Genomic DNA, 23,195 nt, shown 5'->3' on the forward strand with positions numbered 1-23,195 from the left:
ACGTATCGCCAGGCCTGCTATCACACCGGCGGTGCGAGAAAAGATTCATCATAGTTGTCCGCAGCGTTACACAATAAAAATAGTAAAACGGAGAGGACTATGAAACCATCGCAACCAGCGAAGACGCTGCTGTTGACGCTTAGTATTATTGCCGCCAACCAGTCATTTGCTCAGCAGACACAGGAAAACAGTGAATCCGAAGGCGACATAGAGGAAGTCGTCGTTACCGGTTCGTTTATTCGCAACAGTCAGTTCACCAATGCATCCCCGATAGAAACCATTACCACAGACGACATCTGGCAGTCAGGTGCAGCCAACCTGGGCGAATACATCCGCGACCTGCCCTACATGGAAAACATCGACACAGTCGCCAACACCCTGGATGCAGGTGACGGTCAGCAGGATTCCAACTCTGCCCGGTTCAACCTGCGCGGCCTGGGTGTTGATTCCACGTTAACCCTGATGGATGGCCGTCGTACCGCCAATGCTGGTGCTGTTTCCAGCCTGTTGCCCAGCATTGCCCAGCAAACCATTGAAATCGTTACCGATGGCGGTGCCGCTCTGTATGGCGCCGATGCCGTTGCAGGTGTCGCCAACATCATCCCTTATAAAGAATTTGAAGGGGTCCGCGCCAGAACCTATTACAAACGCGACGGTCGTGGCGGTACCGAACAAAGCTCCGTAGAACTGATGACAGGCCTGAGCTTTGATAACATTGGTGTTAACTGGGTAGGTGCGTTTGAGTACTCAGATCGAACTGCACTGACTGCTGGGGAGCGACCTCGCTATCTCAGGATTGCTGACCAGGACTCCTCCTATGGCAACCCGGGTGCATGGCAAACCTGGAATAACTTTTTTTCCGGCCAAGGCAGTGCTCGTGACCCCAGCTGTGAAACCTTTAACGATGGCAATGAGGATTTAGGCCAGATTGGAGCCTTACCCAGTGGTACACCAGCTTCGTTGAATCGTTGCTTTCTATATTACGGAGAGTGGCAGGACTTCGCCCGCCCGTCCGTCAATTATACGCTGTTCAACAACTTCACCTATGAACCAGCTGACTGGCTGACACTGGAATTCCAGATGAGCCATAACTACAGAGAATCCCAGTTGGTCAGCTCACCCAGTAACGCTGTCACACCAAGACCAAACCAGCAACTGCTCCGAGTCCCGGAAAACCACCCGGCTAACCCGTTTAGTCGTGACGTCATGCCATATTTCTGGCGCCCGTTCACGAAAATTGGCACCTTGCCCAGCGTCACGGAAGGCAACGGTTACATGAGAACGGTTTATTCCTATTACACCGATTCCTACAAGTTCGGCGGCACATTCGATATCGCTGACACGACCTGGCAGGGTGAAAGCTGGGTCGGTTACCAGCAATACCGTCGTGACATTTACGATGATGCGTATTCACTGACCAGGATGTCAGCCGCATTGCGCGGAGAGGGGGGACCGAACGGGAACGAATGGTTCAATCCCTTTGGTTCAGCAGACCCCCGATCACCCGACTACATCGCTGGCGTAACTGATAATAGCCAACAGTTGGTAGACTGGCTGGTAGTGCCGAACTACTATGAGGTCGACCGTTCCCGCCTGGCTTACTGGGATACCGTTTTCAATGGTGAAGTCATTGATATTCCAAGCGGTACAATTCTGGCGGCTGCAGGGTTTCAATTCCGTAAGGAACGTGACTGGAGCAACAATAACCCGCTGGCCGTGGCGCGTGACAACCTGACTTCAGACATCACTGCCTATATTGACCCGATTGAGGCGCGCGACTCCAATGTACGCTCCGCCTTTGTTGAGCTGGAGATCCCTTTCTTCCAGGACACCTTCATGGGCTCCATGGGCCTGAAGGCCGCTGCCCGACACGAGGACTTCTACACCCTGGGTTACAGCACCACCAAGCCCAAAGCCTCGCTGCTATGGGAACTGCGAGACAGCCTCTCGCTGCGTGCCAGTTATGGTGAATCATTCCTGGCACCATCGGCCACACAACTGCGGCCAGCGATCCAGGAAAACTGTACCGATGTCCCTGATGATGACCCGGATCCGATTACCGGCGAATCCATGAATGGACGCCCTAGCTGTTCGTCAGGTAATCCCAACCTGTTGCCGGAATCGTCCGAGATCGTTAACTTCGGTGTGACCTGGGAGCCTATTGACGGCCTGAGTATCAATCTGGATTACCAGGAAATTGAATACGTTGACAAAATCGAGTCACTGGTCAGTGATGAGGTCACGGCTGTTCAGTTCCAGGATTTTCTGGCGGCCACTTCGTTTACCGAAGACACCTATGACACCAGCAACCCGGACCATGTGGTCCAGGGGGTCGCCTGGGTCCTGGCTAACCCCAACCCGCTGGTTGAGCGTTTTGCCGACGGCAGAGTTGATGCCATCATCCGGGCACCTGTCAACTATGCGGCCCAGTATGTGGAAGGCTTTGATCTGCGTATGCGCTACGGCTTTGACTACCGGGACTGGGGTAACTTCAGTGTCAGTCTGAATGGCAACTACTATACCCGTTGGGAATATCAGCAATCACCCACCTCACCGATTCAGGATGCTCGCGGATTCTCCAACTCTGCGACAGGGTTTGCGCCACCGATCTCCAAGTGGAAAGGCACCTTCAGCCTTAATTGGTTCAACATGAATCATTCTGCCGGTATTACGACACGTTACCTGGATGAAATGATTTATGATGAAACAACGTCAACCATTGGCTATGACCTGGCTGATTTTCCCAAGATTCGGGCTATCACCAAAATGGATGCACGCTACTCCTACCGTTTCTCAGTCGATCGACTGGTCGAAGCGGATGCGCGACTGACTGTGGGCATCAATAATGTGTTTGATCGCATGGCCCAGCGTTTGCCACAGGCAGGGGGTATGGAGACACGGGTTGATGATCCTTTCGGTCGACAGTTCTATGTGTCGCTGGATTTTGATTTGTGAGCTTAGCGCTGTAGTGGTCAGGTAGTCGGCGGTCAGGGCACAACCTCAAGTGTCGCAGCCGCCCACTGCCTAGCATCGCTCGCCAGGGGGTCGAAAACTCGGGTGAGGGGTGCGGTCAGGGCATCATAGACCAGAGTGCAGACGACCGCAGCACATCGGGCGTCGCTCGGCGGGCGGAAACTCAGCCTGACGGCTTCAGACAGTCCGCCCGCTTTTTCGAGCGACGCCCGATATGCTCAACGCGGTCTTACTGTCTGCACTCTGATCTATGATGCCCTGCCCTTGTGCCATGTTTGCTGTTTTCGCGCTCACTGGGAATAGAGCCCGACCTGGTGCACAAACAAAACAAAAAAGGGAGTCAGCTCTATGCTGGCTCCCTTTTTTGTGATTGTGTCATTTCTTGCACAGCTATGAATGCTGCATTTTTTATTGGCTTTGCTTTGGACTTACCAGTCCGTCGCCGCCGTATCAGGGTCAGAGCTCAGGAAAGCGACCAGGTCGGCGTGATACTCTTCCGGCAGATCCAGGTGAGGGTTATGTCCGATGCCTGGGTACTGGTGAATATCCGCGTTTGGCAGCGTTTCGGCAATGTATTGCGAGCGCTCTGCGAACCCGGGGGACAGGCGATCATCCTGGCCACCTAACAAGATGGCTTTTGTTTCGATATGCTGCCAGTCATAAACGACCGGATCAAAATACAGAATGCCTTGCTGCCAGGCGCGAATGCGAGCCAGTAATGGCCACTCTTCGCTCATCAACTGACCATACTGGATGCGCACGAATTCCATGTACTCCGATTTGATCGCGCCATTGTAGTAGCGCATGTGATTCGCCAGGATAGACTGATAGGAAGTGGACTCTTCCAGCTGCGCGGCTCGCTCATGGATGTCTGTCCATGGGCGACCAGGGCGAGAGTCGTTCATACCGATCTGGTTGACCAGCACCATATGTGTGGTTGTTTCGGGATAGGTCATGGTGAAGCGGGCTGCCAGCATGCCACCCATGGAGTGACCCACGATACCGGTTTTTTCAATACCCAGGTGATCTAACAGTTTCTTACTGTCAGACGCAAAAATATGCAGGTTATAAGGGATATCCATCTTTGAAGATTTGCCGTAGCCCACACGGTCCGGCACGACAACACGGAAGCCAGCTTCTGCCAGTGCTTCAATGGTTGGCGCAAACCCGATACCACCGAAATTCATGCCGTGGAACAGCATGACATTCAGGCCATTGGCTGGTCCGGTAGGCGCAACATCCATATAGGCCATTTTGCCGTTTTTACCAAAATGTGTCACATCCAGAAATTCAACAGGATAGGGGTATTCCACTTCCTCCTGCATTATCGAAATAGGACCCCAGTCATCGGGGGCTTCGCTGGGCGGTGTATAGTCGCTCTGCGCGCTGGCAGATACGCTTAAAAACAGTGTTAATGACAGACCGATACTTTGGCGCCATAGACTTGAGATCGACATAGATTATCCTCTTCTATTGTTATTACTGGTACTTATCTACAACTTACTTTCAACATTCAATTATTATTGTATGGATCATAGGGTAGTCGAGTTGGCAGTGTATCTCATCTGAAATACATTACCAGCATCATGAAAATCCCCTGTGCTACCGGGCCAGCTTCATCCCGATTTTCCGAACCTGGCCATCAGCCATATCTACCACTGTCCAGATAAAACCCTGCCACTCGAACTGATCTCCCAACACAGGCTTGCCTCCCAGACGACGTGTCAGGAAATCACCAATACTCAGCTCCACCACTTTTTCATCTGGCTTGAGGCCGTAAATAGGCACCAGATCACGGATTTTAGCCTGGGCATCCAGGACAAAGTCGGCAAAAAACGTCTCATCAACATCACGTGTTGGTGCTTCACTAAACAGTTTGCCTAACGCGGGCAGATCATACTCATGGCCAACAATACACAGAATGTCATCAGCCAGCAGCCGCGTGCTACCTGTGGGATGTAATAATTCGCGTCCACGGAACAGTGCTGCGATGCGGGTCCCTTCAGGCATTCGCAAACCTCGCAACTCTCGGCCAATACACCATTTTTCCGGCCCCAGGCGGTAGACAAACAACTCCCAGTCACTGGTTGGGTGTATTTCCAGCCCCGCGCGCGAAATGGGTTGCGGCTGTGAGGGTATTTTCACCCGAGCCAGTCGTGTCGCCAGTGGTATCGAACTGCCCTGTACAACCAGGGAGACCATCACCACAAAAAACGCCAAGTTGAAATACAGCTGCGCATCTTCCAGTCCTGCCATGACAGGATACACCGCGAGTATAATGGGCACCGCGCCACGCAAGCCCAGCCATGAGATATACAGCCGTTCCCGCAAGTTGAAGCGCTGAAACAGCGCCAGACTACCCAACACGGCAAGTGGTCTGGCAATGAGGATCATCCATAACGCCAACACCAGCCCGGGCAGCATGATTGGCAGCAGATCTGATGGTGTCAGCAACAAGCCCAGAATCAGGAACATGCTGATCTGGCTCAGCCAGGCCAGCCCGTCAAATACACTGAGGATGGATGCGCGACTGCGCAGTGGTCGATTGCCCAGATAAAGACCACAAAGATAAATCGCCAGGAAACCGCTGCCACCCAGCATAGAGGTTGTGGCGAAAACGACCAGCCCGCCACTCAGTGCCAGTAACGGATACAGGCCATTGGCCAGGACAGAGCGATTTACCAGGTGCAATAACAGAAAACCGGAAAGTCCACCCAGCAGAATGCCCAGGCCAAACTGCTGAACCAGCATGATCAACATGGAAATAAGATGACTGTCAGGGCTGCTTTGAACGCTGGCCAGCACCTCGATCAAGGCAACGGTCAGAAAGATCGCCATGGGGTCGTTGCTTCCGGACTCAATCTCGAGCGTCGCGCGAACCCGCTCGTTGATATTGCGCCCCCCCAGCAAGGAGAATACGGCAGCAGCATCAGTGGAAGCGACGATGCCACCGATCAACAGGCCCTGAATCCAGTCAAGGTTAAACAACCAGGCAGCCATAAAACCGGTCAGGCCGGCAGTAATGACAACACCCACTGTCGCTAGCGATAATGCTGGCCAGAGGGCTACCTTGAACGATGCAACCCGGGTACGCATACCACCATCAAAAAGGATAATGGCAAGGGCAAGATTACTGGCGATAAAGGCCAGTGAGTAATCGTCGAACTGGATGCCGCCAATCCCTTCCTCACCGGCAAGAATCCCGACTCCCAGAAAAATGACCAGGATAGGGATACCAAAACGGGAAGACAGGGCACTGACCAGTACACTGAATCCCACCAGCAAGGCGCCAATGAGAAACAGTGTATTCATTGTCAGTAAATCCATGGCAGCTCCTGAGCACGTCAAGGACTGGCAGGCATAAGGTTCACGCCCAGCGCCGATCCACGACCGGGCCAGTAATGATTAATCGAAAGGCTGTCTGAGAACGATTGTTTCATCCCGGTCAGGTCCGGTAGAAATAATGTCAACAGGCGCCTCAATGACCTCTTCAATGAAACGAATATAAGCCCTGGCGTTCTCGGGCAGATCATCCAGCGACTTGGCCCCTGCAGTCGACTCACTCCAGCCAGATAACTCTTTATACACAGGCTTCAGACCGGAGTACTGGTCCGTAGTCATCAAACCCGTAGTGGCGTCATCCTGTCCTTCATAGCCAACACAAACCTTAATCGTCTCAAGGCCGTCCAGTACATCCAGTTTGGTCAGACAAATACCGGATACACTGTTAATGCGGATGGCCAGTTTCACTGCCGCAGCATCGAACCAGCCACAGCGACGTGGACGACCGGTTGTAGCACCTTTCTCCATTCCCACATCTGCCAGGTGCGTACCGACTTCATCAAACAGTTCTGTCGGGAAAGGGCCTGAACCCACACGTGTTGTGTAAGCTTTGGTGATACCCAGCACATAATCCAGATAAAGGGGGCCGTAGCCACTTCCCGTTGCCGTACCACCGGCCGTGGTGTTGGACGATGTCACGAAAGGATAAGTACCGTGGTCAATATCCAGCAAGGAGCCTTGTGCACCTTCAAACATCAGATTGTCGCCAGTCTTGCGGTGCGCGTGTACCAGGTCAACTGTATCTGTCACCATGGGACGAATCTGCTCAGCATAGGCCAGCAGGCTGTCCAGGGTTTTCTGGAAATCAACTTCTTCTGCCTGATAGTAATTGCGCAGCATAAAATTATGCAGCTCCATCACATCACGCAAACGCTCAGCCAGGTGCTCTTTATCAAACAGCTCACCAATACGGATACCGCGACGTGCTACCTTGTCCTCATAAGCCGGGCCAATGCCACGACCGGTCGTACCAATTTTACCGTCGCCCAGGCGTTTTTCGCGCTGTTGATCCAGCTCCACGTGTGAGGGCAGGATGACCGGACTGGCGCCACTGATTTTCAGTCGCTCACGAACGGGTACATTCTCACTCTCCAGCTCCTGGATCTCTTTCATCAAGGCTTCCAGGCTGATGACAACACCGTTGCCAATGACACAGGTAACACCGTCACGAAGAATGCCCGACGGGATCAGATGAAGGACTGTTTTTTTGCCGCCAATGACCAGCGTGTGACCGGCATTGTGACCACCCTGGAAACGTGTCACAACGGCAGCCTGCTCCGTCAGCAAATCAACAATTTTGCCTTTGCCCTCATCTCCCCACTGTGTGCCCAATACAACAACGCTTTTACCCATGATTCAATTTCTCTGTTTGCAATTAAAAATCTCTTAACTTAAATAGTAACCAGCTGCCAGCCACCTTCCGGGGCCGCGACAATGCGCCGATCACAGCTCAGCTCTTTAAGCAGCGCTGCATCTGCCTCACCCTCATCCAGGTGAGTAATCACAACCTCGCCCTGTCGACGCAGGTCCTCGACCATGGTTTGCAGCGCAGCATCATCTTCATCCGGCGCAAGAATGGATGCCGGGCGACGCACCTCGAGCGAACTTAGCCGCGCCAGGATTTTGAGGTCCGCATCAAAACCAGACGCTGGCCTGGCTCGTCCGTAGGCCTGGCCGATTTCATCGTACCGGCCACCTTTGGCCACTGCACGGCCATAACCGGGCGTATAGGCGGCAAACACCGTACCGGTGTGATATTGGTAACCCCGTAACTCGGACAAATCAAATCCAAGTGAGTGATCTGGCAAGCGCTTTTGCACAGCTTCCGCCGTTTTCCGTAGCTCGTCCAGCGCCTGCCTGACTTGCGGCGGTGCATGCGCCAATACTTGCTCGGCTTCGTCCAGCACTGTTATGTCACCACTGAGGCGGCACAGTCCCTTCAGCATTCTCGCCAGATTAATATTCTCTACCTGCTCATCCAGCCAGATATCAATATCCGCAAAGGCCTTGCGTTGCACTGCATCAAACAGTTCGGCCTCCTGCTCAGCCTCCAGCTCAGCCGCTGCAACCAGGCCGCGAAACAGTCCCACATGCCCCAGTACAATATGCTGCGGGCCAATACCGGCCTGGCTTAATGTTCTCGACATCAGCACAATCAATTCAACATCCGCACTCACTGAGGCAGAGCCAAAAAGTTCAGCGCCTATGCGAATTGGTACACGTGAGGTTAGCAGGCCGCGTGGCCGGGTATGAACAACGCTATCGGCATAACAAAGTCTTGCCGGACCATTGCGATGCATGTTGCGGGCGTCAATACGGGCAACCTGTGGCGTAATATCCGCCCGCAGCCCCATCATGCGCCCACTCATCTGGTCAGTTAACTTGAAGGTGTGCAAATCAAGGTCATGTGAGGAGCCAACCAGCAGTGAATCCAGGTATTCAATCAGTGGTGTTACAACCAGTTCGTAACCCCAGCTCTGGTACAGGTCCAGTATATCCCTGCGCAACGTTTCCAGCTTAAGTGCCTGGGGCGGCAAAACTTCCTCGACCCCTTCAGGCAAAAGCCAGCGGTCAGCGCTTTTCATATCAATACCCTGTGTATTTTGGTTCTATGCGGAGGTCGCCCGACAGCGGTCGCTATCGGGCGGAATATCTTATTGTTGTCCCTGTCCCTGCTCATTTTGCAGGTAACGGAAGTAATCGCTATCCGGCTCCAGTAACAGGATATCTCCTTTCGAAGAGAATGATCGCTGGTAGGAGTTCAGACTGCGGGTGAATGAGTAAAACTCTTCATCCTTGGTAAAGGCTTCAGCGTATATAGAAGCTGCCTGAGCATCACCATCACCACGAATCCGTTCGGCATCGCGGTTGGCTTCTGCCAGCAGTACTGCTTCCTGACGATCCGCATCCGCCTGAATACCAATTGCTAGCTCATTACCGCGTGAACGTAATTGCTGTGCTTCACGCTGACGCTCTGACGTCATACGTTCATAAACGGAAGAGCGCACGTCGTCAGGCAGGTCAATACGCTTCACACGCACATCAATGACAGCGATACCATACTCTTCACCACTGTAGGTATTGAGCTCATCAGTCAGCTCCATCATCAATGCATCACGCTCACCGGATACCACTTCCTGCAAATCACGCTCACCGAACTTGTTTCGCAGGCCATCGTTGATGCGCTGCGATAACAGGCTTCGGGCCCGAGCTTCATCACCGGAGGTGGCTGTATAAAAACGCTCCACATCCGTGATACGCCACATGGCGTAAGAGTCAACCAGCACCGCTTTCTGCTCCAGTGTCAGAAAACGACGTGGCGTGGCATCGACGGTCAGAACACGACCATCGAATTTACGGACGGTATTCACATAAGGCAGCTTGAAATGCAGCCCGGGTTCAATATCGGCCCGAACCAGCTCACCAAATTGCAGCAATACAGCGCGCTCAGTTTCCTTGACCACAAACAGTGAGCTTGAACCCAGGATAACCAGAATCAGTACCAGTACGGCAGAAACAATACTTTTCATGATTACGGTCTCCTTGTCGAGGTTTGTGATGAACGCGAACGGTCGAAGCTGCTCTGGTTGTTCAACTGAGAGCTCAACTGATCAGCGATATCACGGATCTGCTGATCGTTCAGTTGCAGGCGTGAGCCCGCCCCGCTACCTGACTGGCTATTGCCGGTCTGCTGCATCAGCCTGTCCAGCGGCAGGTACATCATATTATTACTGCCTTCGGCATCAATCAGCACCTTGCTGGCGTTGGCGAGGACACCTTCAATCGCATCGATATACAGACGTTCACGTGTGACCTGGGGAGCCTGCTGATACTCAACCAGCAATTGGTCAAAGCGGCTCGCTTCACCCTCTGCCCGGTTAACCACTTCATCGCGGTAAGCATTGGCCTGCTCAATAATGCGTTGTGCTTCACCACGAGCTTCCGGAATCACCCGGTTGGCATAGGCCAACGCCTGGTTCTGCGCTCGCTGCTCATCTTCCCGTGCTCGAATCACATCATCAAATGCGGCCTGTACCGCCTCTGGCGGTTGCGCATTCTCGACGTTAACCTGGGTAATCATGATGCCGGTACCATAGGTTTCCATGTAGCTTTGTGCACGTTCACGGATTTCCGCAGCAACCTGGGCACGCCCCTGGGTTAACACCTGATCCATGGTAGTACCACCAACCACGTGGCGGACAGCAGACTCAATCGCCTGATCCAGCCCCAATTGCGGGTCTCGCACCTGGATAGTGTAATCAATGGGATCTTCGACGACATATTGTGTTGAAACCGCCACGGTAACGATATTTTCATCTGTGGTCAGCATATCATTCGAGTATGAGCGGGTATTGACCCGCGACACATTCACTTTTTCCACACTGTCAATCAATGGCGGGTTCCAGCGCAGACCTGGCATGACGACTTCGGGACGCAGTTCACCGAAGCGCATGACAACACCACGTTCGGCTTCATCAATGGTGTAGAAACCGCTTGCCGCCCAGGCAATAGCCGCCACCACGACGATGATCCCGGCCAGTCCTGCAGATGATCCTGACCCACCACTGGAGCCACTACTACCACCACCTTTACGACCAAACAGGCCACCTAGCCGCTTGTTCAGTTTACGTAGTACTTCGTCCAGATCCGGTGGACCTTGATCACCACCGCGACCTCCGCCCCCACTTCCCCAGGGGTCGTTGTCATTGCCCTTGTTACCTGGTTCATTCCAAGCCATTGTTTACTCCATAACCAGCAAATGCCGGCCAATTTTAACGAAATTTTATGCAATTACCCAGTGATTTCCACGCAAATTCCAGCGATCTGCCAATCGACATCAAGCATCTTGATGCAAGGCATCTTCAGCCAGAAGGCGTTCATAATCATTACGTGGCATTTTTACCTGCAACATCAACTTCCCAGTATCTTCGGTACGCTCTGATATGACCGCCCCCCGGGCATATAACCTGGCTCGCAGACGCCCCTGCTCCGGTGCCAAAGACAACCAGGTCTGAATAACGTCTTTCCCCAGACATTCACTCACTGCTTCAAGCAACAGGTCAAGACCAAGCCCGGCTTTGGCTGATACCCATACCCTGGCGGGGCTGCCATCTTCATGACGATCTATGCGAGGCTGCATCCCCTCGACACAATCAATTTTGTTAAGCACCTGAATACAGGGCACTTCATCTGCCCCAATTTCAGTCAGCACCTCATGAACCTGCTCAATAAAGAAGTCATGGTTGTCATTGGAGACATCCACAACATGTAGCAGCAAGTCCGCCTGGATGGTTTCTTCCAGGGTCGCGCGAAAAGCCTGAACCAGCTTGTGCGGCAAATGGCTGATAAAACCCACGGTATCAACCAGAATACTTTCGCCAAATGAGGGCACCTGAATACGGCGCAATGTCGCGTCCAGCGTAGCAAACAACTGGTCGGCAGCGTAAATATTGGCCTCCGTCATGGCATTAAACAGCGTCGATTTACCCGCATTGGTATACCCTACCAAAGAAACCACAGGCACTTCCGCACGTTTGCGCGAACGCCGCCCCTGCTCTCGCTGCAAACGCACTTTTTCCAGACTCTTGTTAATCTGCTTCATGCGTTGCTGGATCATGCGCTGATCCATTTCCAGCTGCGTTTCACCTGCGCCGCGCAAATTCACGCCACCTTTCTGACGATCAAGGTGAGTCCAGCCACGCTTGAGGCGGGTAACGGTATGTTGAAGCTGCGCCAGTTCAACCTGCAGCTTACCTTCGTAAGTACGGGCGCGCTGGCCAAAAATATCGAGAATAAGCCCTGTCCTGTCAAGCACCCGGCATTTCAGGGCTTTTTCGAGGTTACGCTCCTGGCTGGGCGACAGGGTGTGATTGAAAAGTACCAGTTCCGCCTCATGCTCGCGGACGGCACTGGCAATTTCTTCCAGTTTACCCTGTCCGGCAAAGGCACGGGCATCGGGGGAACGGCGGCTGCCTTTGATAAAGCAAACCGGGTCGGATCCTGACGACCTGACCAGTTCTTCAAACTCGACGGGATCTTCTTGATCCCGTTCAGAGTCCAGATCGAGGTGAACCAGTACCGCGGTTTCACCACCTTCAGGTCGTTCAAAAAACAATCAAGTCCTCACTCAGGCAATATTACCTGGCGTCGACGCATCATCGTCTTGGCTAAGTTCTCCACCCTGGGTCGGTATTTTTACCGTCCGGGCAGGAACAACGGTTGAAATAGCATGCTTATAGACCATCTGATTCACGGCATTTTTCAGCAAGATCACAAACTGATCAAAAGACTCAATCTGGCCTTGCAGCTTAATGCCACTTACCAGATAAATAGAAACAGGGATGCGCTCTTTACGTAGCACATTCAGGAAAGGGTCTTGTAGAGAGTGCCCTTTTGACATTGATATTCTCCTTAATTTTTCAGCAATTTACCGTGCAATCCAGAAAACTGGTTCCGTCCAGCGACTTCCATTGACAGATATCAGCCTGATTCTGTCAGTTATCTACAGCTTTTTACTTTATGGAGGCAGCTCGCAGCAATTTCAAGACTTCGCCTAAAGTTTCAGCACTTTCGCTGTCAAAATCCGAGACTGCCCCCCAACTCCGCAACCAGGTTACTTGACGTTTGGCCAGCTGGCGCGTTGCAATGATACCCTTTTCCACCATTTCATCATAGCTGTATTCACCGCAAAGATAGTGCCAAACTTGGCGGTAGCCCACACTTCTGATCGATGGCAGGCTCGGATCGAGGTCTTTACGTGCATACAGCTGCTCCACCTCTGCCACCAGGCCAGCATCGAGCATTAAATGAAAGCGCCGGGCAATTTTTTCATGCAACCGTGCTCTTTCTCGCGGCTGGACAGAAATATGACAGACAGGACCACAAGGAGTTCCCTGCGTTTGCTGCTGATGCCACTGACTAAGTGGCTGCCCACTAACCCGGTACACCTCAAGAGCTCGCTGTAAACGCTGCGGGTCATTGGGATGGATGCGTGCGGCAGAAACCGGATCCACTTGCTGCAAAGCCTGATGTACCGCCGGCCAGCCCTCGGTTTCTGCCAATGCTTCGATATCAGCACGAATGGCAGGACTGGCTTCTGGCACCGCTGCCAGGCCGTCACGAAGTGCTTTGAAATAGAGCATCGTGCCGCCAACCAGCAAAGGGATACTGCCTTGTGCCCGAATCTCGGCAATCTCCCGATGCGCATCTTCAACAAACCGGGCCGCAGAGTAACGCTCAACCGGATCCAGAATATCGATAAGCCGGTGTGGCGCACGCTTCAGCGTTTCTGCATCCGGCTTTCCTGTCCCGATATCCATGTCGCGATAAATCTGTGCCGAATCGACGCTGACAATCTCAAAAGGACCATAATTCCTTAATGCAATGGCCAGATCGGTTTTGCCGGCGGCTGTCGGCCCCATCAGACAAACCACCGGAACGTTTGCTGCTTCCACGTCAAAGTTCATCCCTTATCGACCACGCAAAAACAGCTTATCAAGATCAGACATGCTTTGATAAGCCCAGGTGGGCCGACCATGATTACACTGACCGCTCCTCTCTGTGCGTTCCATATCGCGCAGCAGTGCATTCATCTCTGCCACAGTTAACTGACGGTTGGCCCGCACGGAGCCATGACAGGCCATGGTCGACAGCAATTCATCGCGGTAGGCGGTGATGCGGTCGCTACGGCCATGCTCCTGAATATCAGCAAGCACGTCCCGCACCAGTTGTTCAACATTCGACCTGGCAAGTAATGCCGGCACCTGCCTTACCAGGATGGATTCCGGCGAAACGCGTTCAATGGTGAACCCCAGCTCTGATAACCCCGCCTGCTCAGCTTCCACACAATCGGCTTCGGCCGTGCTGACAGCAATCGACAGTGGCACCAGCAATGGTTGAGCTTTCATGCCCTGGTTGTCTGTTGCTGTTTTCATCCTCTCATAGGTAATGCGCTCATGTGCCGCGTGCATATCGACAATAATCAGACCTTCCGCATTCTGGGCAAGGATATACACGCCATGCAGCTGTGCAACAGCAAACCCCAACGGAGGAATTTCCGCGTCCTGACTCAGTTGTTGATAAACCGCCGACTGATCAGCCAGAACGCCCGGTGGCGCTCCTCTTGATTGGCCAAAACCGGAGACAGAAGAGCGGTATCCGCCACGATCTCCGGGCGAAGCATAACCACTCCCGACACCGGATGCGGCGACTTGATTGCCAGAAGCATCATGGCCCGGCAAACCATTTGTGGCCAGACCATCACCCTGACCAAGCAACTCTCCCGTTTCCTGGTCGACCCGTAACCCAAGCCTGCTCTGAACAGCGGCAGGTTCATTGCTAAACGCTGGTTCGACTCCCGGCGCAGCCTGATGCCCGTCTGCTGATGACATATTATGATCCGGGCGGACATCAGCCAGTGCTTTATGCAGGGAGCGAAAGAGAAAGTCGTGCACCAGGCGCTGATCGCGGAAACGCACTTCATGCTTGGTCGGATGCACGTTGACATCTACCAGAGCCGGATCGAGCTCAAGGTAAAGTACAAACGCCGGATGCCTGCCGCCATAAAGTACATCCCGGTAGGCCTGCTTGATGGCGTGCGAGACCAGTTTGTCGCGTATGACTCGGCCGTTAACATAGAAATATTGCTGATCAGGCTGGCTACGCGAGAAAGTGGGCAGGCAAACCCACCCCCATAACCGCAGCCCGGCCGCTTCTATATCGATATGCACCGCATGCTCCAGAAACGCTGGACCACAAAGCAGGCCGATACGGCGCTGCTTCTCCTGCAATGAGCTGGCGGCATGTAATTGGTGAACAGTGCGCTGATTGTGGCGCAGACTAAGATGCACATCGAAGCGACTTAATGCTATCCGCCTGACCACTTCATCAATACGATTGAACTCTGTCTGCTCCTTGCGCAGAAACTTCTTGCGCGCAGGCGTGTTGAAAAACAGATCTCGCACTTCGACACTGGTGCCTTCGGGATGCGCGGCAGGCGTCACTTCAGCGGTCATCTCCTGCCCGGCAACAGCGACTTGCCAGCCATTCTCGTCCTCTGCATCACTTCGGCGGGAAGTTAACGTCAAACGTGATACTGAGCTGATACTGGCCAGCGCCTCGCCACGAAAACCCAGACTGTTAATTTGCTCAAGATCATTCAGGTCGACTATCTTGCTGGTGGCATGCCGACTGAGTGCTAATGCCAGATCATCGCGATAAATGCCTACACCGTTATCACGAATCCGGATCAGTTTCGTGCCACCCTGCTCAACCTCAACATCAACCCGGCTGGCACCGGCATCCAGACTGTTTTCCAGCACCTCTTTCACGACCGATGCGGGTCGCTCGACGACCTCACCGGCGGCTATCTGGTTGGCCAGTCGCTGACTGAGAAGTGCAATCCTGCGCATGCTTGAACCTGCTGTCTTTTTGGTGGCTGATGTACATTAACCTGGCACTGAGGCCTGATACTGCTGTTTGAGTCACGCTGAGCAACTCAGGAGGAAGGGATAATCAACACCTGTCCAACTCGGATTGTATCACTTTGCAGATTGTTCGCCTCTCTCAAGCGGGCAAGAGAAACCCGATAACGCTCTGCAATTCCTGACAGAGTTTCACCACGGGCAATGGTATGCTCGGCAGCAGCCACTGGCATGCCTGGGGTGGCGGCAGGGATCACCAACCTCTGCCCTACCTGTATTACGTTACCTGACAGGCGGTTCCCAGCTTTAAGCGTAGCAAGCGATACGTTGAACCGCGCTGCGATTTCGGAAAGGCTATCCCCCCGACGAACAATATATTCACCCGTCGGCCACTGGCCTTTGGCTTTCTGCCAGGCAACCATCGTCCCCTCTGGCGGACGTTCGTAAAAATAACTCATCACACCATTCACAATCGCATCTGCAAGCCGGTTCTGGTAGCTGGACGAGGCAAGCTGCCGGGCTTCATCCGGGTTAGACAGGTAGCCGGTTTCAATCAACAGAGAAGGAATATCCGGCGAACGCAATACCCACAGATTGCCCTGCTGGGGCTCATCGCGGCGCAAACGGGCCACGCCGCCTACAGCTGATAAGATGTGCTTGCCTGCTATCATGCTCTGCTCGATACTCCATGCCATGGAGATATCAAGGAGTGTCAGCGCCAGATCGTCCTCGAACTCCCGCAAGCTGGTATCCCCGGCTACGCCCCCCAGAAGATCGGCCGAGTTTTCTTTCTCAGTGACCCGGCGAATATTTTCATCCTCAGCAGTCGTCTGGGATAGCGCATAAACGGTAACGCCCTCTGCGCGCTGGGTCCGGAATGAGTCAGCATGGATGGACAAAAAGATGTCCGCCCTGTTCTCGCGGGCCAATTGAGGTCGTTGCTGCAGGCGAACATAGTAATCGCCATCGCGGATCATGACCGGCTCATAACCAGGAACGGTCTGTAACCGCTCAAAAATTGCCTGTGAAATGGCAAGCGCTATATTTTTTTCCTGGAGCCTGCCGTCATAACCTATAGCACCTGGGTCATCGCCGCCATGCCCGGCATCAATGGCCACAACAATATCGCGTTGAGATACCGCATTGTCCGGGGCCAGTGAACGGTTACGCTCTGCCACCACAGGGATCTCAACCCCCGGCGGAAACATGTCAATCACGAGCCGGGGAGACTCTTCATTACCTGCCGCAACCTGATAGCTGCTGGGATTGAGCGGCTGGGTCAGATCAAAAACAACACGGGTATCGGTACCATTTCGGACCGCACTACGAACTCTGGAAACAGCAGTACCGCTAACCACTACACCTGCGGTATTTACCTGTGAAGTCGTGCTGGCAAAATCGATGACAATCCGGTCCGGATTTTCAAGGACGAAAACACTATATTCAGCGGATTCGCTGAGCTCAAATTCCGCCCGCGTAAAACCGGCTTCCGAGCGAATCGCCAACGCTTCAATTTCACTGGCCTGAAGCGGATCAGCCCATAGTTGCATGACCAGGAACAGGCCAAGTAATGTCACAATAGAAGGGATATTGATGATGCCACCAGTACAACGTTTCACTGGGTTCATTTTATCAGCCCTGATTGGTTCAATGTGGCGGCGAGTTTGTCTGCAACCACCTGGCCACGCTCACTTTTGGGTTCCCAACGAATAATACGTCCCCGATGACCACCGCTTGCTCCCTGCTCACCAGTAACGCGATGGACACCACTGGCATCCTGTAATTGTAATGACATATCGCAGGCAGGCAGGATACCAACACCCCGATCGGGCCATTCAACGAGACACACCGCATCGGGTTCAAAGTATTCATCAATGCCGATAAATTCTAACTCCTCAGGCTCAGATAGTCTATAAAGATCAAAATGATACAAAGGAAAGTCAAAATTTTCGTAAGGTTCGACCAATGTGTAGGTCGGGCTTTTTACAGCCCCCTGATGCCCCATCGCGCGAATGAAGCCACGGCTTAGCGTAGTTTTACCGGCACCCAGGTCCCCCTGTAAATAAATGACAATCCCGCCCCCTTTGACAGAACCTGCCAGTGCCGCACCGAAACGCTCTGTTTCCGAATCATCGGCCAGATAGCAAGCACTTACTCCACTTCTTTCGCTCACGATACTAAGACTCTTTCACATGCAACAAATATCGAATCATGGGGGGCAAATCGGTCGCCAGAAGACCAACCTGACCTTCCGTTTGCGTCAAACGATCGGCGGCCTCACTATGTAAACAGCAACCCAGCCGTCCAGCGTCCACGTAACTGAGTCCCTGCGCAAGCAGCCCGCCCAGAACGCCGGATAGTACATCGCCCATGCCACCACTTGCCATGCCTGGGTTACCCGCCAGACAAACCTCCACCCGCAGCCGCCCGCCCGCATCCAGCCACCCCACCAGGGTTCCAGCACCTTTCAGGATAACCAGCGCCCCACTTAGCTTAACGAGTTGCTTCACAGCTTCATAGCGATCATTCTGGATCTCGGCAACACTGACATGAAGCAGACGGGCGGCTTCTCCGGGGTGCGGAGTGATCACCAACCCAGCCGCATTAACGGAATGAAAGTACTGTTCAGGATTCGGTAGTGAGGCAATGATATTTAATGCATCTGCATCAAGGACCAATGGCCTGGTGCTGGCGGCTTTCAACCAATAGACCCAGGACTGCCCCCAGGCGCCCTGCCCCAGCCCCGGACCAAGTACCAGTGCGCCAGAAGCCTTATGCATGCTCTCCAGCAGGGCCGCCCCCTCAGAATCGGCAAATTGTTCTGATAAAACCGGATGCTCCACGCCACTCACCATCACAGTAGGACATCGGACCAGTGCCGAAGTAACATGTTCGGGGCTGGTAAAAAGATTTACCGTACCCGCCCCAACTCTGGACGCCGCTTCTGCGGCCATGATCGTGGCGCCCCCCATACCAGGGGCGCCACCAATAATCAGTACTTTGCCTGCCCGCCCCTTGTGAAAAGAGGGCGTTCGGCGAGGCCTAAGCTGCATTACATCCGGGAAATCCAGCGATTGAACCGGCGCCTGAACCGCGCCCCTGATGGCATCAGGTACGGTTAACGCGGCATATTCCAGTTGCCCGCAGTATTCCGGCCCGGCACCGGTCAACAGACCTAGCTTGTAACCAATGAATGTTATTGTCACTGCTGCCTGCACTGTATTAGAACTGGCAACGCCAGTGTCCGCATTCAGACCACTGGATATATCCAGCGCCAGCACCCGGGGTCGCCGTTTGGACAGCCAATCAGCGGCAATGGCAAATTGCTCATGAAGCTGGCCGCGAAAACCCGCCCCGAACATGGCGTCGACAAAGACCGTCTGCTCTGTGTCTGCTTGGGAATCCAGGCCCTCTGGCAATGCCTGTTCTACAACCCCTGCCGTCAGAGCGGCTTTCCTGGCATCAACCGCAGCGCCTTCCGTTGCCTTTTGTGGCGCTAATACAACCACGGTGCATGATAATCCGCCTTCAGCGGCCAGCCGCGCCAGCACATACCCGTCACCGCCATTATTGCCTGGTCCGCAAAGCACACATACCGCGGTTACTTTCGGCCAGTACCGACGCAGGCACTGGTAAGCTGCCCGCCCGGCCTCTGTCATCAAGCTTGATGCAGACGTCCCAGCAGCAATAGTTTGCTCATCCAGCGATCGCACCTGATCTACTCGATATACCGGGTAAGCCATATTTACTCCATGCGGTTGATCAAACGCTGCATGAGACGCAGCGCACTTTCCAGCTCATCAACAGAAGCATCATCAGCCAGACCGATTGCCCAGGGGTCCTGCACCGAACGCAAAGCGCTATAAATCTCTTGCCCATGATCGGTCAGTTGCACCAGCGGCGAGCGGCGGTGGCGTGGATTATCTGCGTAGATAATCAGGTCATCATCTTTCATCACATCAGTAATTCGCTGCACCGCCTGTCGCGACTGCCCCAGTGCCCGGGCAATCGCGGGCACGGTCATGCCGGCATGCGACAAGGCAACAACACCAATAACCTTCCAGCGAGCACTGGTGAGCCCAACACGTTCCGCCATTTTATCGCCATCAGCTAATAACAGGCTGTTTAGCCGAAAGATTGACCTTACAAGATCGAGAAACAATTTCCGTTTTGGTGAATGCACGAATAGACTCCCCCTGTCATTGCCTGATCTCAATTTGATTTGCTCCGGTCATCAGTATTGTCCTTCCAGCCGCAATAGACCTCATGTCCATACGGAACTGGCAAGCCGTCACGATTTTTATCGACGTCTCAGGCGTTTTTTCCATTTTTGGCGTTGCGTCTCTGCCAGCACGACAGGCAGGGACATGGGTAATGATGTTATACGCGCACTGGTGGCATCAGCAATGGCATTTGCGACCGCTGCCAAAGGTGGCAGCATGGATGCCTTTGTCAGCGCTTCTCCGGCAACTCCCGGTGTATCGCGATCGCCAGCAAAAACAGCGGCAACCTCTGGCATGTCGCAAGCCAGGGGCAATCGATAATCCAGGAAACTGGCATTAATCATTCTGCCATTTTCGTCAAACACGTATGCTTCATTCAATGCTCTGCCCAGCCCAATGCAAACACCAGCCTCAATGTTGCTGGTTGCCACGTTCAGGGAGTCAGCCTTGGCTGAAGATATGCACTCTTCAACAGATATGCACTCTTCAACTGTTGCCTGAACCGCTGTATAACGTAAAACCCTAACCTGCCCGGTTTCACTATCAACCTCAACGTCACAGATATGTGTGCAGGGAGCCACCACCTGGCCTTGATCACATATAAGATAGCCGGCAGCAAAGCCACGCCCCTGATTTTCTGCTAAAGCAGCTGAATAATGGGAGTGAGACTGGACTACCTGCAATGCTGCCGCCAGGTCACTGTTATGCCGATCCAGCACGACATCTTGAGTCGACTCCGATCTTGCATTGATCAGTCGTAGCTGTATCGGACACACAGCCAGTTTCCTGGCCAATTCGTCCAGCAAACTTTCCAGTGCAAACGAAACAGCCGCGACGGCAGAAGCAGAGCAATCTGTCACCATGGGTCGATTCACGACTACATCATAGGCGATAACACGGTACTCAGGTATCTGGTACGCAGCCAACACGCCTTCACAGGCCTTGCGAAGAGGGGCTCCGGGGAAAGCGCCTGCCTGCATGCAAATAACCACCTCTGCTGCTTTCAACGCTCCCTGGCGGTCGGCACCCAGGCGCATACTGATGTAGCTACCAGGCATTGCTCCGGTTGAGCGAAATACATCCTCGCGACTGGTCTGCATGACAACTGCTTGCTGGCTTTTCTGCGCCAGCAATATTGCAAAGGGCTCCAGGTTAACCAGATTACCGGTCGCTATATCACCTGGGTCGCCGGCCGAATCAGTGACAATCTTTGACTCAGGTATATCCAGCAAGGCAGCCAGCACCGGGCGCAAAATCTCGGGTGGCCCGCCATTACCAGTCACCCGGTACTGCCCCTGATTTTCAAGTCTCACTTCACAGAAAGGCAGTTCAACGCCACCGGAATAGACAGCCTCCGTTGTAAACTCCTCAGCGATCCGGATGTCTGCTTTTGCCAGGCCCTGGCCTGCCTGCCCCTGCGACCGCTCCAGTCGGGCAGCGACATTTGACGCCTGTCTGGGAGGAGGCTGAATTCCGGCGGTAAACAGCTCTTCATGTAATAAGGGAGCCTCAGGCTCCATGGCTCTTTGCACATCAATAACATGAGGCAATACCGCATATTCAATATCAATCGCCGACAATGCAGCGTGTAAAGCTGCTTCGTCCTCAGCCGCAATAGCGACAATCGGCTGTCCCTCATAAAACACTTTATCTTTTGTTATCAGGTTCTGAAGCAAATAGCTGAGATTAACCGAAACGTTTTTCGGCTGTTGCAACTGGCTTTTGTCCGGAAAATCACCAGCTGTCACGACGGCTTTAACGCCACTAACAGCCCAGGCCTTAGAGGTATCAAGCCGACTGATCCTGGCATGCGCAAAAGGGCTGCGCAAAACACCACCAATCAATGCATTTACAGTGGCAGCAGTTGAGGTCATGATGTTTCAACCTTGCCACCGTCTGCCGCTGCCAGGACGGCCCGAACCACCTGGTCAGGGCCACTGCAACGACAGAGATGGCCAGAGATGGCAGCTCTTATCTGCTCCTGTGATGGAGCAGGTCTTTCACCCAGTAATGCACTGGCCGACACTAGCAAGCCCGGCCGGCAAAGGTGGCACAGTGTCAGGGCATGCTCCTGAAATGCGCGCTGCAGCCGCTGATATTTGGCATTCGCAGCGGACAGCCCCTGAGCGGTTTCAACGATGGACTGATCAACCTCGGCAGCCATAACCAGACAGGCATAAACAGGCTGACCATCCAGCATCACCGTACAGACGCCGCAGTCGCCTCTATCACAGCCACGGCGACACTCTGACAACTGCAAACGCTCCTGAAGCAAGTGTTGCAATGTTTCATGGCCGTCAACATCCACTTCCTGCGGCTGGCCATTCAGGGTGAACTTTCGTTTCAACAACTTCCTGCTTTGCGTCATGGCTTGCGCTCCAGAGCTCGCTGCAATGTTTGCTTAAAAGCTCTCACTGCCAGCACACCGGCAACATGAGTACGATATTCGGCGGTACCACGCAAATCATCAATAGGGCGACACGCTTGCCGGATGGCACGCTGCAACCTGGCCACCATCGCCTCATCAATGACATTACCCGTCATAATCTCTGATACTTCCGGCACCGCAAATGCCACTGGCGCCACGGCACCTAGCGCTACCGTGCAGCGCTCAACAACACTATCATCAGCAAGGATCAAATTGATTGCGACACCGGCAACGGCCACATCCATTTTTTGGCGCGGCGTTATTCGTAAATAAGCATCCGCTGATCGTGGCGGACGAGGCGGCAAGTGCACACTGACCAGGATCTCTCCTTGGCGCAAACAGGTCTTGCCCGGAGACGTAATCACCTCATTAACGGGCACCATGCGTTCGCCCTGAATGCTACAGATTCTGCACCTGGCGCCAGCCGCAATTAAAGCAGGGACAGTATCTGCCGCTGGCGAACCATGGCAAATGTTTCCCCCCAGGGTAGCCCGTGACTGTATTTGCCGGGACCCCATCATTGCGATGGACTCCACAACGCCCGGCCAGAGACGCTGCAGTGCCTGGTTGCCAGTCACTTTTATTGCAGGCAGTGCAGCGCCTATCACTGCACTGCCATCAGCATGCAGAGACAGTTCAGAGAGCTCAGCGATGGACTTAAGATCTATTAGCGTGGCAGGACGGCTGGAGACCTCTCTCATCAAAGGGATGAGGTCTGTACCGCCGGCCAGCAACCGAACCGGAGCCACTGCATCCCGCAAGAGCCTGAGTGCTTCTGCCAATGTCAGCGGCTGTCGATATTCCATT

At 53.6% G+C, this 23,195-nt stretch carries 18 protein-coding genes; 1 reads left to right on the top strand and 17 read right to left on the bottom strand.

Annotated features, from left to right (window positions below; all coding sequences use genetic code 11):
• The first annotated feature begins 99 nt into the window (after positions 1–99).
• The gene (locus tag PSCS_RS05680; RefSeq protein ID WP_068810824.1) at positions 100–2,955 is read left to right on the top strand and encodes a TonB-dependent receptor domain-containing protein; all 2,856 of its coding nucleotides are present in this window, start codon (positions 100–102) and stop codon (positions 2,953–2,955) included.
• Between the two features lie 446 nt (positions 2,956–3,401).
• Here the strand turns inward: PSCS_RS05680 and PSCS_RS05685 are convergent, their stop codons facing one another.
• From PSCS_RS05685 to PSCS_RS05765, 17 genes are all read right to left on the bottom strand, one after another.
• Positions 3,402–4,430: an alpha/beta fold hydrolase gene (locus tag PSCS_RS05685; RefSeq protein ID WP_068810825.1), complete on the bottom strand. Its 1,029-nt coding sequence runs from the start codon at positions 4,428–4,430 to the stop codon at positions 3,402–3,404.
• A 145-nt stretch (positions 4,431–4,575) separates the two neighbouring features.
• On the bottom strand, positions 4,576–6,300 hold the full coding sequence (locus PSCS_RS05690; protein ID WP_068810826.1) for a potassium/proton antiporter: 1,725 nt from the start codon (positions 6,298–6,300) through the stop codon (positions 4,576–4,578).
• A 78-nt stretch (positions 6,301–6,378) separates the two neighbouring features.
• Complete coding sequence (locus tag PSCS_RS05695) at positions 6,379–7,668, bottom strand: adenylosuccinate synthase (protein WP_068810827.1); 1,290 nt, start codon at positions 7,666–7,668, stop codon at positions 6,379–6,381.
• 38 nt (positions 7,669–7,706) lie between these two features.
• Entirely contained in the window at positions 7,707–8,900 is a 1,194-nt protein-coding gene (locus tag PSCS_RS05700) for an ATP phosphoribosyltransferase regulatory subunit (protein ID WP_068810828.1), read from the bottom strand.
• A 69-nt stretch (positions 8,901–8,969) separates the two neighbouring features.
• A complete protein-coding gene (gene hflC / locus PSCS_RS05705) occupies positions 8,970–9,845 on the bottom strand; it encodes a protease modulator HflC (RefSeq protein WP_068810829.1) in 876 nt (291 codons plus the stop codon).
• A 2-nt stretch (positions 9,846–9,847) separates the two neighbouring features.
• Positions 9,848–11,053 (bottom strand): FtsH protease activity modulator HflK, encoded by a 1,206-nt coding sequence (gene hflK, locus PSCS_RS05710; RefSeq protein WP_068810830.1) that lies wholly within the window; start codon positions 11,051–11,053, stop codon positions 9,848–9,850.
• Positions 11,054–11,152: 99 nt separating this feature from the next.
• Complete coding sequence (gene hflX, locus PSCS_RS05715; RefSeq protein ID WP_068810831.1) at positions 11,153–12,430, bottom strand: ribosome rescue GTPase HflX; 1,278 nt, start codon at positions 12,428–12,430, stop codon at positions 11,153–11,155.
• A gap of 12 nt (positions 12,431–12,442) precedes the next feature.
• On the bottom strand, positions 12,443–12,715 hold the full coding sequence (gene hfq, locus PSCS_RS05720; RefSeq protein WP_068810832.1) for an RNA chaperone Hfq: 273 nt from the start codon (positions 12,713–12,715) through the stop codon (positions 12,443–12,445).
• A gap of 112 nt (positions 12,716–12,827) precedes the next feature.
• Positions 12,828–13,736, bottom strand: coding sequence for a tRNA (adenosine(37)-N6)-dimethylallyltransferase MiaA (miaA, locus tag PSCS_RS05725; protein WP_068810988.1), 909 nt, complete (start codon positions 13,734–13,736; stop codon positions 12,828–12,830).
• Positions 13,737–13,784: 48 nt separating this feature from the next.
• The gene (gene mutL, locus PSCS_RS05730; RefSeq protein ID WP_068810833.1) at positions 13,785–15,725 is read right to left on the bottom strand and encodes a DNA mismatch repair endonuclease MutL; all 1,941 of its coding nucleotides are present in this window, start codon (positions 15,723–15,725) and stop codon (positions 13,785–13,787) included.
• An 86-nt stretch (positions 15,726–15,811) separates the two neighbouring features.
• Positions 15,812–17,365: an N-acetylmuramoyl-L-alanine amidase gene (locus PSCS_RS05735; RefSeq protein ID WP_068810834.1), complete on the bottom strand. Its 1,554-nt coding sequence runs from the start codon at positions 17,363–17,365 to the stop codon at positions 15,812–15,814.
• Positions 17,362–17,910, bottom strand: a complete 549-nt coding sequence (gene tsaE, locus PSCS_RS05740) for a tRNA (adenosine(37)-N6)-threonylcarbamoyltransferase complex ATPase subunit type 1 TsaE (protein WP_068810835.1) — start codon at positions 17,908–17,910, stop codon at positions 17,362–17,364. The genes PSCS_RS05735 and tsaE overlap by 4 nt, the downstream gene beginning before the upstream one ends.
• A gap of 4 nt (positions 17,911–17,914) precedes the next feature.
• A complete protein-coding gene (locus PSCS_RS05745) occupies positions 17,915–19,480 on the bottom strand; it encodes a bifunctional ADP-dependent NAD(P)H-hydrate dehydratase/NAD(P)H-hydrate epimerase (protein ID WP_068810836.1) in 1,566 nt (521 codons plus the stop codon).
• Between the two features lie 2 nt (positions 19,481–19,482).
• Positions 19,483–19,833, bottom strand: a complete 351-nt coding sequence (locus PSCS_RS05750) for a MarR family winged helix-turn-helix transcriptional regulator (protein ID WP_082866501.1) — start codon at positions 19,831–19,833, stop codon at positions 19,483–19,485.
• Positions 19,834–20,037: 204 nt separating this feature from the next.
• Positions 20,038–21,834, bottom strand: a complete 1,797-nt coding sequence (locus tag PSCS_RS05755; protein WP_068810838.1) for a xanthine dehydrogenase family protein molybdopterin-binding subunit — start codon at positions 21,832–21,834, stop codon at positions 20,038–20,040.
• Positions 21,831–22,328, bottom strand: coding sequence for a (2Fe-2S)-binding protein (locus tag PSCS_RS05760; protein WP_068810839.1), 498 nt, complete (start codon positions 22,326–22,328; stop codon positions 21,831–21,833). The genes PSCS_RS05755 and PSCS_RS05760 overlap by 4 nt, the downstream gene beginning before the upstream one ends.
• Positions 22,325–23,194, bottom strand: a complete 870-nt coding sequence (locus tag PSCS_RS05765; protein WP_068810840.1) for an FAD binding domain-containing protein — start codon at positions 23,192–23,194, stop codon at positions 22,325–22,327. Before PSCS_RS05765 ends, PSCS_RS05760 begins: the two co-directional genes overlap by 4 nt.
• Position 23,195: the final 1 nt, after the last annotated feature.

Origin of the sequence: Pseudohongiella nitratireducens (assembly GCF_001642735.1) — a bacterium.
In the GTDB taxonomy this organism is placed as follows: domain Bacteria; phylum Pseudomonadota; class Gammaproteobacteria; order Pseudomonadales; family Pseudohongiellaceae; genus Pseudohongiella; species Pseudohongiella nitratireducens.